Below are 11,683 nucleotides of genomic sequence, written 5' to 3' on the forward strand. Positions count from 1 at the left end.
AATGTAGCCAAGCGTATCGGTGGCCTTGGGGTTGTAGAGGTTTTTCCAGTAACCGGCTCGAATGAGCATCTCGTCACTCTGGCTTTGCTTGCCAAGGCTGGCCGCCAGCTGCGACAGGGCGAAGTCGGCGCTCACCTGCTCCAGGGTTTCGCTGGCGCCTTCCCAGCTGTTGGATTGGTCGGAAATGTAGTTGAGCGACAGCCACTGATCCAGTGACGGGCGCTGACCACGGCAGAACACAGGGCAGCCGGTGTTGCCAAGGTCAAACTGGGTCGGCTCGGTGGCGGCCTTGTATAGAGACTTATAGGCGGCATCCACTGCAAAATCATCTGCGCCGAAGGCGACAAAGTTGGCGATGGCGATGGTGGAAGGGTCGCCCGACATCACCGAGGTCGCGCCCGAGTTGTGGGTCCATCTGTCCCACACGCCGCCATACTGATTGGCCTGATTCAGCATCGACTGGGCCATGTCGGAGGCGATTTTGGGCTCCATCAGGCTGATGAGCTGCAGCTGCGAGCGATACACATCCCACAGCGAATAGTTTGCGTACTGGGCGGCTTGACCGGCGCTCAGCTTATGCACCTTGCCATCGAAACCGGTGTACTCGCCGTTAACGTCACTGAACAGATTGGGGTGGTGCAGCGCGTGATACAGCGCGGTGTAGAAGGTGGTGAGCCGGTCTTTGTCGGCCTCTGGGTTGGCGGCAACCTTTACCTTAGCAAGGGTCTCATTCCAGCGGCTATTGGCTTGGATTTCGATAGCGGCAAAGTCTTTATGGGCCTGCTCGGCAATCAGGTTTTGACGGGCATTGGCTTCGCTCACGTAAGAGATGCCAACCCGCAGGGTGACTTTTTGCTGCGCTGCGGTATCAAGCTCGAGCCACAAACCAGAGCCTTTGCCGAGCTCGGGCACGCCCTTGGGGCCGTAGCCGGTGCCACCTTCGCTGTAGCTGGCGCCCGGCAGCATTTTGTCATCTTGCCAGCCGCCGCTCGCGGCCACAGGCACGTCCAGTTTGGCGACAAAGTGCAGGGTGTAATAGCTGTAGCGGTTGGCTTCGCCCAGATAGCCGCAGAAGTTGCCACTGGTGACAGAACCTGTGATTTCGCCGGTTTCGGGATTAAAGCGGGTGCTGGCCTTTTCGCTGCCTAGCTGATTGTAGGCAGTGCGGAACAGAAGCTTGGCGTCGGCATTTTTAGGGAAATCAAACTCGGCGATGCCGCTGCGCTCAGTGGCGCTTAAGTTCACACCAACGCCGTTATCAAGGGTAAGACGGTAGCTGCCGGGGCGCACACTTTCATTGGCATGGCTGTAGCCCACGCTGTAATAAGCATCCAGCAGGTCAGTGTCGGGTGAGTGTTTGATGGGCTCCAGGAATGGCAGCACAGGCACTTCGCCCGAGGCGCCAAGGCAGCCGGTGCCGGACAGGCGGGTAAAGCTGAAGCCCTTAACCCGGGTGGCGTCGTAGTTGTAGCCGCCCGGCGACACCGGAATGCGTACCTTTTCTTCCAGTACGCGCTTTTTCAGCCCTTCACTTTCGCTCAGTAGCGCCTCTGTGTAAGCATGCTCGGGGCCAAAGTTGAACATACCAAAGGGCAGGGAGGCGCCCACTGCCACGTTGGCTGCCTGGCGATGGTTGAATACGCCCTGACTGCCAATCAGCGGATTAACAAAGTCTACCGGCTGGGTAATCCAGTTCGGGCCTTTGGTCGCCTCGCTGGCGGCATTGTTGCCACCCTGGCTGCGATTTGTGTCTGAGTCGTAGCTGCCACAGCCACTGAGCGCGATGGCGCCCAGTGCGGCTGTGACGGCGAGGCCGATGAGGGTAGGGTAAGTGTGCATTGTCAGTCCTTGTGTGTGCTTTCCCGTTGTTGGCGGTGGACGCTTTTAGTTTTTGTAAGGGCTCATGGCCTTGGGGCGCGCATCAATCGCCTGGCCCCAGGCTTTGTTTGGCGTTGCTGCCATCTCAAACACCAGCTCGCCACCGGCCATGATGTCGTTATGGTGCAGGTAACTGTGGCTCAGCGGCTTGCCGTTGAGATTCACGCTGGCAACGTAAAGATTATCTTTTGACAGCCCCTTGGCGATAACCTTAAAGCGCTTGCCGTTACTGAGTTTGAGGGTGACTTCCGGCAGCTGCGGCGCGCCTATCACATAGGTCATGTCCCCCGGCGTTACCGGGTAAAAACCCATGGCAGAGAACAGATACCAGGCCGACATCTGGCCCACATCGTCGTTTCCGGCAAGGCCAGATGGGCTGTCGTTGGAGAGGGTATCCATGATCTGGCGAATACGCGCCTGGGTCATCCAGGGGGCGCCTGCGTGGTTGTACAAATAAGCGATATGGTGGCTTGGCTCGTTGCCGTGGGCGTACTGGCCAATCAGGCCGGCAATGTCTTCATGCTCTTTGATTTTGTCGGCGTGCAGCGGGCGGGTGAAAAGCTCGTCCAAACGCTCGATAAAGGCGGCATCGCCACCCTTGATGTCAATTAAACCGGCCACATCGTGGGGCACATAGAAGCTGTACTGGAAGCTGTTTCCTTCGGTGAAGGGACCCATGTACTTGGCTTCTTCTACATCAAAGTCTTTATCCCAGTTGCCTTTTCTGTCGCGGCCGCGGGCAAATTTAGTATCAGGATCAAACACATTTCGCCAGCTCTTGGCACGTTCATCGAAGCTTTTGGCGATATCGCTCTCGCCCATGCTTTCGGCCATGCGGGCGATGGCAAAGTCATCGTAGGCGTATTCCAGGGTGATGGACACAGACTCTGGCAGCACATCCATGGGCACGTAGCCGTACTTCAGGTACTCAGGGATGGCATCGTAATTGGGGTGGTTGGCGGTGGCCGTCATGGCATCCAGCGCCCGCTTGCCATCAAAACCGCGAATGCCCTTTTGCCAGGCGTCGCTGATGACCGACACGGCATGGTAGCCAATCATGGTCCAGGTTTCGTGACCGTGGAACGACCAAATCGGCAGGATGCGGTCATAGCTCTGGTCATAATGGGCCAGCATGGAGTTAATCATGTCGGGCACGCGCTCGGGCGACACCAGCGTCAGCAGCGGATGCAGGGCGCGGTAGGTGTCCCAAAGTGAAAACAGGGTGAAGTGGGTAAAGTCGGCCTTATGGATTTCACCGTCAACGCCCAGGTACTCGCCATTGACGTCCTGATAAAGGCTTGGCGCCTGCAGCGCATGATAAAGCGCTGTGTAGAACTGGCGCTTTTGCGAGCGGTCGCCCTTGGCTTCCATGCGCTCAAGCTCAGTTTGCCAGGCGGCCTTGGCATCGCTGCGGACCTTGTCAAAGTCCCAGTGGGGCAGCTCGCTGTTTAGGTTTTCCAGCGCGTTGCTTTTATCCACTGCCGATACGCCTACCTTGACCAACAGCGGCGTCTGATGGGGATTATCGAAGCGGGCCAGCACCTTAATTGCCTTGCCGGCGGTAAAAGGAATGCGGCTGTTAACTATGGTGGAGTGCTTGCCGTCTTTCTTGTCTAGGCAGCCCATGCAGCGGTAGCGGGCGTTGTCTTCGTTCATCAGTTCAATGTCGTCGAAGGGGCGGGAGAAGCGGATGGCGAAGTACATGGGGCGTTCAACGGCCCAGCCGTTGCTGCGGCGCGAGGCGATAAGGGTGCTGTCGTCCACCACCCGCACATCGCTCCAAATCACCTTGTTGGCGAAGTTGTAGATGCCGTGGGTTAAATCAATCAGTACATGGCCCTGGTCGGATTTGGGGAAACTGTACCTGTGCATGCCGGTGCGGGCCGTGGTGGTAAGCTCGGCATCAATTTGATAATCAGTGAGTTTTACTCGGTAGTAGCCGGGAGAAGCCTCTTCATCCTCGTGGCTGAAACGGGAGCGGTAGCCGCTGTCCGGATCGGCGGCCGTGCCGGGCTCAGTTTTGGGCGTGCCGGTCATCGGCATGATGAGCAGATCGCCCAGATCCGAGTGGCCGGTACCGCTGAAATGGGTATGGGAGAAACCCACTATGGTGCTGTCGTTATAGTGATAACCGGCACAGCGTTTGTAGATTTCGCTCTGAGGCGATACCCCGCGCATCGGGTTGTCTGTATCAGGGCTTAATTGCACCATGCCGAAGGGCACCACGGCGCCGGGAAAGGTATGGCCATCACCGCCTGTGCCGATGAAAGGGTCTACCCATTGAGTGAGATCTTCGGCATGCAGCTGAAAGCTACCCAGCAGCACACCGGTCAGCAGCGACCATTTTGTTAACATTCCCATCCACAGGGCTCCTTGCTGTTTTCTTTTTTAGGCAATGGGTTAGTAGGTATAAAACAAATTTGGAACGTTCCAATGTGTATTAATATAAGTTTTGACTGGTTATAATTCAATCCTTTTTCACGTTCAGGTGACTCTTCAGACCAGACTCAGGGAGCTGGCATGCAGGCGAAACAGACAAAAAGAAATGTGACAGTGATTGATGTGGCCAAGGCGGCAGGTGTCTCTAAATCCACAGTATCCCTGGTGCTACAGGGCAGCGATAAAGTGAATCCTGTTACCCGCGAAAAGGTGCAGACAGCCATGCTTGAGCTTGGCTATGTTTACAACCGTGAGGCGGCATCGCTGCGCGGAAAGCGCTCCAATCTGGTGGCGATTGTGATTAACGACCTGACTAACCCCTACTCGGCTCAGCTGGCGGTAGGGCTCGAGGCCAATATTCGCCGGATGGGGCTGTTTTCCATGTTGGTTAACTCGGGTGAAGACAAAGACATCCAGAGCCAGCTGGTGCAAAGTCTGAAAGAATACAATGTGGCGGCCTTTGTGATGTGTCCGGCGCCCGGCACAGATGCGGATTGGGTGGATAAACTTGCCGCCACAGTGCCGGTTATCCATATCATGCGGGAAGTGGCAGGGGCGAGCGTACCCACGGTGCTGCCCGATAACCACGCTGGCACTCTGGCATCGACCCGACATCTGCTCGCTCAGGGATATACCCGTATCGGCTTTTTTGGTGGCAATCAGCGTATCTCGGACTATGGCGAGCGTTTGGCGGGCTTTAACGCGGCGCTGGCAGAAGCAGGGCTTAAGCCTGCGGGCATTTGGGAGACAGCGTTCACCAACCGACATGGTGGCCGCCTTGCCATGGCGGAGCTGCTGGCGTCATCACATCGTCCTGATGCACTGGTGTGTTTTACCGATATTGTGGCCTACGGCGCCATTGAGCAGTTAAGGCAGCAGGGGCTTAAGCCCGGTGAAGATATGGCGATTGTGGGCTTTGATGACTTGGAGGACTCGAGGTTGATGACGCCTGCACTGAGCAGCATTGCCATTGACGCTGATGCTATAGGCGCTGCCGTGTGCAGCGTGCTGGATAATATCCGCCACGGCCAGCAGGTTTCCGGATTACAACGGCTGCCCGTGGTATTGAACGTACGTGGGTCAAGTCAGAAAAAGTAATTTAATTAATGTTGGCTAATTAACACTAAGGGCACCCAAGGCGCCCTTAGTGTTAATGATTTTTGTGTTCCTGATATTATCTTTTTCGCCCGGATTTATCAGCTTTGCAGAATTTGCAGCGGCAGGCCCAGCAGACCATCGCCCATACCGGCAAAGTACCAGATGATGGCAATAAAGGCGCCGAGTGTTGCCAGATACCAGACCGCAGAGAAGATTTGGCCATAGCGGTCCAGAGGAATAAGGTGGCTGTTGTGGCGGCTGCGCCATTCGAACAGGATTTCGCCGCTGCCTATCAATAGCAAAAATCCCAGCAGCGCCAGTCCCAGGCTGTAACTGAGCCACACCCCAAAGGCGGCGCCGAGCGCGCAGATAAAGAGCCCTGTCTTGCTGTTCATGGAAAAGCTGATGCTTTTAATCACATGGCCACCGTCGAGTGGCAGTATCGGCAACAGATTAAATAGGTTAAGCAGCGAGTTAAAAGTAGCGAGGCCGGCAAAAAATGGGTTCTCGGTGATCCACCATCCCACCAGACAGGCCAGCGACATAAACAGGCCAAAGGTTGGGCCCATGATGGAAATCACCACATCCTGCCAGCGGGTGTTGATCTTGTCTTCGTTGAGGGCGAGGCCTCCCATAAAGGGGATAAGGTAGAAGCCTTTGGTCTTCATGCCGAAGTACTTCATCGCCCGCACGTGGCCGTATTCATGCACCACCAGACAGGTGATAAGCGCCAGAGCAAACTGGAATGAAAACAGCCAGCTGTATGCGGCAAGGCTGGCACCTGCCAGCACGGCTTTAATGACTTTGGCACTTTTCAGCAGTTTGAAGCCCAGCGATGCCAAGCCGACCAGACTCAGCTTTTGGGTATTCTGCCGTGGCAGTTCGGGCTCCTGCCGCTCCATGTCTTTTTCGTTGCGGCTGCCTTCGGCCAGGATTTGATCTTCAACCAGCAGTCGATAATCCAGCTTAAAAGGTTGCCAAATGACGTCGGTTTCAAGCCGGATGGTGATTTTCTCCGGTTCCGGGCGTTCATTTGGCTGCGCATGCAGGAAGAACTCGTGTACTTTCAGGCCTTCGTTCTCGATACCGGCAGCCTTTTGCGACACCAGTTTATTATCCCAATAAAGCTCTTGCCAGCCAGCGAGTGAGCCTTCGAGCCTGAGTGTTTTTCCCAGACATTGAACCCTGAGCAGCTCCAAATTGCACCTCTGATGAGAAATGATACCGTAAAGAATTGTTGAGCATGATAGCGGGAAAACGCAGGTATTTCAGCTATCTTGGGCATCAATTAGCGCTATCGCAGCTGCCATTGAGTCGAGCCGTAGTTTGCTGATACAGCACTGGCCTTGGGCAGCCAAATGTGCCCCGACCATTAAACTGAGTTGTTCGGTACTGAGTGTGCTTTGGTATTGCCAGTTAAGTTCAGGGGTGAGGCTGTATTGATGCAGGGAAGAGTCCAGTAGCAGCTCTCCCTGTTGCAGAAGGTGGCTGCTCTGGTCTTGCAGTTGTTGCCAGTCGGCCGCTGACAACAATGTCTGTAACTCGTCACAGCCCTGTTGTTGCAGCAGGGCTGGCCAGAGTGGTTGTCGCGTTTCTGCCATCAGGGTTTGGCACTGTAATCGAAGCTGATTTCCTGTCCCTGATTGGTTACTACGCAGGGGCCGTGTTCACGCTGGGTGCGATTAAATGCCTGACCTATATGAATTTCGACATTCGCAAAAATATGCTTTATTACTTCAATACGGTAGTTGTTGTAGTAGTTATCGACTTCCTGCTTAACCGTATCGTGCTCCAGTTCCTCGCGGGTTCGCTCATCGCTCATGCGCTTTTTTTCATCCATCATCATCTTGACCTGCTCAAGCATGACAGGGTCATCCTGCCATTCGCTCTTGGGCGGCAATTTCCGGATGCGGGCGTCTATGTCGAGGCAGGCCACGACCATGGCTTTAACACTTTCATCCAAGGCCTTAAGTTCTGCCCTGAGATCGGAAAAATCCATGGCACAATACACTTCGGTTTTGGTGCCAGCAGTGGCACCTATTACCACTGCCCGCACGCCTTTGGCTGCATGTGCCTGTCCGCCAATGAGATCGCCGCGGCGACTGTTGTTGTCACTGACAATCAGCTTGCCACTGGTTTGACTGTGACTGTGCAGCAGCTGTTTGGTGACTTGAATATCACCCTCGGCAATCAGGTCGGAATACTGTACAAACTGCGCTGCAATTTGTCCCTTGGCTTTGAGTACTGTGGAGTGCTTACCTTCGGCGAGTTGGCGGCCAATTACACCTTTGCTGACGATGATGTCGCCTTCGGCTTCGAGCAGGGCTGAATCTACAAATCCCATTACTGTGATATCGCCGCTGGCTTTGACATGCATGCCTTCGTGCACATCACCGGTGATGAGCACTGAGCCTTTAAAGTTCACGTGGCCGTATTTCACGTCCACTTCTTTGATTTGGAGTATGTCATCTACCTGCATGCCGGTGCGGGTTTCCACCGGTTGCCCTGCCACTGTGGCTATCAGCCGGTTAGGATCTTTTGGCGATATCGCCGTGCCTTCGCCGGGAACTAAAGCAATATCTTTACCGGGCTTGGGTTGCAATGCTTCACCTTTAACGGTAAATCCGGCAATGCCTTCTGTGGCCGGGATCTTCACCATCAGTACATCGTTTGCTTTCACCGTAATAACAGAGCCCAAATTGCGCATGTCGACAGTGCCGTCTTCCCGTTCCTGTGGTTGCAGCAAACGTTCTCGAGCAAGCGCTACCTTGCGCTCAAGAATGGCATTTTCACCATTAATAGCCTGCTTGCCTATGGCAATGACCTGCTTGACGCTGGCGCCGGGTTTTAACAGGGGGATTTGTTGCAGCAGCTGTTCGATTCGGACCTTGCTAAGCCCCATGGACACGCCTTCGGCTTTCAGGGCTGGCAGTACATCTGTGATGACAATTTGTTTGCCGCCATAAGCGGCTGTAATTTCCATTTCTGCCTGCATACGGTCGGGGCTGACCAGAATTTCAACTTTGCCGTCACGTCTCTCTGCGATGGCGAAAAATTGTTCGAACTTACCATCTTCACTGGCACAGAGCTTATTGATACTGATAACGGCTTTCTGGATAACCGCATCGAGGGGACAAAAGTCGGTAAATCCCGGCAGCAATAATAGCTCCCGCAGATCGGTTTCGGTGACGGGGCCGTGCTCGGCGGGCGTTAATTTTAGTTCCGCTTTGGTACCGTCAGCACTGAGCTCTAGCAGTTCTGGAGCCAACATAGATGCTTACCTGTTTATCTGTAGTTATTTTTTTAGGTTTATTTTTACAGCCACCCCATAAAAATCATTCCTGACAGGGGCTTGGTTGAGCATAAAGCCTTTGGAGTATAACAAGATAAACTTTCGCCAAAAAAGTGTGCAGTGGCTAATTTGTGCACTGGTTTTCAGTTTAGGCTGAATTACTGGAACTGACTAACTTTCATTTGTTGGTGAAAGATATGGTTATATCGGTTCTTGATGGTGCCTTTAACTGTTCTTGTTGTGATAAATCTTGTATTTGTTGTTTTCTGCTCTGATTTGTACGCTTCCAAATGCCTGAGCTATGGTATCCGAGTAGGGCAAATGACGGTTAGCCACAATGCACCAGTCTCCGTTGGGCTTGAGTTGGGCTTTACTGTCGGCCACAAAGCGGGTAGCAATATCTGTGGTGCTGCTCAGGCCGTCATGAAATGGCGGGTTGGAAACTACTGCATCGAACAAGCCTTCTACCTGATTCATGCCATCGGAGGCATAGACATTGGCGTTCATACCGTTGGCTTTGAGTGACAGTTCACAGGAGAGCAGAGCCATCGCATTGATGTCTACACAGTCTATTTTTAGCGTGGGATAGGCTTTCAGCAGGGCAATGGCGATTACACCTGCACCGCAGCCGAAGTCCAGTACCCTTCCTGATAACACAGGCAGGTTTTCAAGCAGCAGCGCAGTTCCCTCATCGAGCCGCTTGTCGGAAAATACCCCCACCATATTGCAAACGGTGACATCTCCTCCAGGCAGGGAAAGCTGGTAGCTGCTGACAAAATGATGGATGTCTGGTTCCGGTGCCTCGCTTATCAGCACTGAAGTATAAAGCAGGCAATGGCGGGCATTGTCACGTTTAACAGGTTTGGAAAAATAACTGCCGGTCAGTTTATCTACCGATTTAATCCCGCCCTTGTTTTCACCTACTACCACCAGCAAGCCTTCTGGAGCCAGATGCCAGGCAGCCAGTGCAAACAGATACGGAGCCAGTGCTTTGGCTTTGGGGAAATACACCACGACGACATCAAATCTGTCATGTCCTGGCAGCTTATAACCAAATTGCAGGGTAAGTCTGCTACTGGCTGATTTACAGTCATTTAGGTAATGGTTGAAATCCAAGGCCAGGCCCGTCACTTCGGGGCAATGGTCCAACAGTGTTTTACAGAGCGTGTCTGATTCGAAATTGAGTACAAGGACCCGTTGTTCTTCGAGTAACTCACTGTTTCTGATTAAAAGCTGCGATGGATTGGTAAGCAAGGGCTGTAAGAGGCTGAGAATTTGCGGTGATTATACCCTATGGCCCATATCGCATCAGCCAATTTTCCCGTGCAGTGCCGGAAATACTTGCCTAAGCTTTAACAGAAGGCGTTTACCGGTACTTGTTGCAGCCCAACGGAAAGCGTCTTTAAGGCTATAGAAATTATGGAGAGTTTCGATGCGCCGTTACTTGACATGGATGTGGTTGGTGGTGGTTAGCCCTGGTATAGACGCCAGGGTAATCTTCCATGAACAGGTCAATGGAGAATCTCTGTCAGTATCAGAGTTGCGTCTGATCTTTTCGAGACAGCGTTTATTCTGGACTGATGGTACGCCCATCAAAGTCTTTGTGTTACCTCCTGACTCAGAGATGCATAAGCGTTTTTGTTTTGAATCCTTGGAAATACTTCCCTATGTACTGCAGCGGAATTGGGACCGGTTGGTTTATTCCGGTACCGCCGATCGTCCGGAAATCGTCAGCACGCTAGCTGAGATGCGGGTTAAAGTGGCAAAAACCCCGGGAAGCATCGGCTATATACCTGATGAGATGGTGGCAAGGGATGCACATGAAGACTAATAACCTGCTTATTTTTATAATTTTACTGCTTTCCTGGGGCGCCAGAGCAGAACAGTGGCAGTTAAATGGGTATATCAGTCAGGGACTGGTCTCAGTTGAGGGCAGCGAATTTTTCACGGATAAAGACAATACCAGTTTTGCCTTATCGGAAGCGACCCTGATGGCATCCTGGCGACAAGGTGATAATTGGCGATTGGCGGGCGCGATGAGTTACCGTCAGCGGGGGAATCTTATCGCGGATCATGTTCAGGCCGATTACCTCTTTTTAGAGTATTTACGCCCAGTCGAGTCGGGATTTGTGGGCGCGCGATTGGGGCGGGTCAAAAATGAAGTTGGATTTTATTCAAGCACCCGTGATGTGCCTTTTGCTCGCCCTTCGATTTTATTGCCCCAGTCTATTTATGCCGATTATTACCGGGATACACAGTTACACATCAATGGTGGTGAGGTATTGGGGCGTCACGATTTGGAATCTGGCCAGTTTGTCTGGCATCTGAGCGGTGGTGTTCTTAATGTCACAGATGACTTAACCATTAACACCATGGGTACTACGGAATATGGGACGCTGGAATCAGATTACTTTTATTCCGTCGATTTAGATTACAGCACGGAATCGTGGCGTTTCGGAGCCAATATTTATCAAACTGTGTTGGAGTACAACAGCGAATTGCGTTGGGCTCCAGCGGAAATTGAATTGAGCACCTGGGTGGTGTCAGTGCAGTACCGCAGTGCAGGACTGGAAATAACTTCAGAATTGAGTCAGGGGACCAGAAGTCTGACAGGTGCGTCTTTGCCCGGCTGGGAGCGTGAGCAGCCCTTTCGTGGCTACTATATTGACGCCCGCTATCAGATGACCGCTGACATGGATGTTTTCCTGCGCTACGACTATTCGCAGGAAAACCTGGATGACCCCGATGGAGAGCTACTCGAGTTGATGGGTGTTCCCGGCTATTTTGGTTATGGCCGCGATTGGACTGTGGGATGCCGCTGGCGCCTTGCTGCCAATTGGCAGTTGGCGGCTGAATATCATTGGGTTGAAGGTGCCGCCTGGGTTCCGCCAATCCTGAATAAGAACCCGCGGGATCAAGACCGGCAATGGTCCTTATTTGCGATTGAGCTGTCTTACCGGATGCAATGGTGATTCT

General features: G+C 53.2%; 9 protein-coding genes. 3 read left to right on the top strand and 6 right to left on the bottom strand.

All coding sequences use genetic code 11. From position 1 onward, the window contains the following. Together ABYK60_RS11300 and ABYK60_RS11305 are read right to left on the bottom strand one after the other, a co-directional pair. On the bottom strand, window positions 1-1,839 hold a 1,839-nt coding region (locus ABYK60_RS11300; RefSeq protein ID WP_372872128.1), incomplete at its 3' end, for a glycoside hydrolase domain-containing protein. Window positions 1,840-1,884: 45 nt separating this feature from the next. Continuing rightward, window positions 1,885-4,239: a GH92 family glycosyl hydrolase gene (locus ABYK60_RS11305; protein WP_372872129.1), complete on the bottom strand. Its 2,355-nt coding sequence runs from the start codon at window positions 4,237-4,239 to the stop codon at window positions 1,885-1,887. Window positions 4,240-4,398: 159 nt separating this feature from the next. On the opposite strand from ABYK60_RS11305, the gene ABYK60_RS11310 reads away from it, so the two are divergent. Then, the gene (locus ABYK60_RS11310) at window positions 4,399-5,415 is read left to right on the top strand and encodes a LacI family DNA-binding transcriptional regulator (protein ID WP_372872130.1); all 1,017 of its coding nucleotides are present in this window, start codon (window positions 4,399-4,401) and stop codon (window positions 5,413-5,415) included. 98 nt (window positions 5,416-5,513) lie between these two features. Here the strand turns inward: ABYK60_RS11310 and ABYK60_RS11315 are convergent, their stop codons facing one another. From ABYK60_RS11315 to ABYK60_RS11330, 4 genes are all read right to left on the bottom strand, one after another. Then, a complete protein-coding gene (locus ABYK60_RS11315; protein ID WP_372872131.1) occupies window positions 5,514-6,614 on the bottom strand; it encodes a site-2 protease family protein in 1,101 nt (366 codons plus the stop codon). A 69-nt stretch (window positions 6,615-6,683) separates the two neighbouring features. Continuing rightward, window positions 6,684-7,016, bottom strand: a complete 333-nt coding sequence (locus ABYK60_RS11320; protein ID WP_372872132.1) for a DUF4144 family protein — start codon at window positions 7,014-7,016, stop codon at window positions 6,684-6,686. Then, window positions 7,016-8,686 (bottom strand): FapA family protein, encoded by a 1,671-nt coding sequence (locus ABYK60_RS11325; protein WP_372872133.1) that lies wholly within the window; start codon window positions 8,684-8,686, stop codon window positions 7,016-7,018. The genes ABYK60_RS11320 and ABYK60_RS11325 overlap by 1 nt, the downstream gene beginning before the upstream one ends. Before the next feature lie 246 nt (window positions 8,687-8,932). Further along, a complete protein-coding gene (locus ABYK60_RS11330) occupies window positions 8,933-9,961 on the bottom strand; it encodes a methyltransferase (RefSeq protein ID WP_372872134.1) in 1,029 nt (342 codons plus the stop codon). Between the two features lie 178 nt (window positions 9,962-10,139). Here ABYK60_RS11330 and ABYK60_RS11335 point away from each other — a divergent pair, with 178 nt between their 5' ends. Together ABYK60_RS11335 and ABYK60_RS11340 are read left to right on the top strand one after the other, a co-directional pair. Further along, window positions 10,140-10,538, top strand: a complete 399-nt coding sequence (locus ABYK60_RS11335) for a hypothetical protein (protein ID WP_372872135.1) — start codon at window positions 10,140-10,142, stop codon at window positions 10,536-10,538. Beyond that, window positions 10,528-11,679 carry a hypothetical protein gene (locus ABYK60_RS11340; RefSeq protein ID WP_372872136.1) on the top strand — a complete coding sequence of 384 codons (1,152 nt, stop codon included), beginning with the start codon at window positions 10,528-10,530 and terminating at the stop codon, window positions 11,677-11,679. Before ABYK60_RS11335 ends, ABYK60_RS11340 begins: the two co-directional genes overlap by 11 nt. Window positions 11,680-11,683: the final 4 nt, after the last annotated feature.

This window comes from Shewanella sp. (assembly GCF_041630135.1).
Lineage (GTDB): Bacteria > Pseudomonadota > Gammaproteobacteria > Enterobacterales > Shewanellaceae > Shewanella.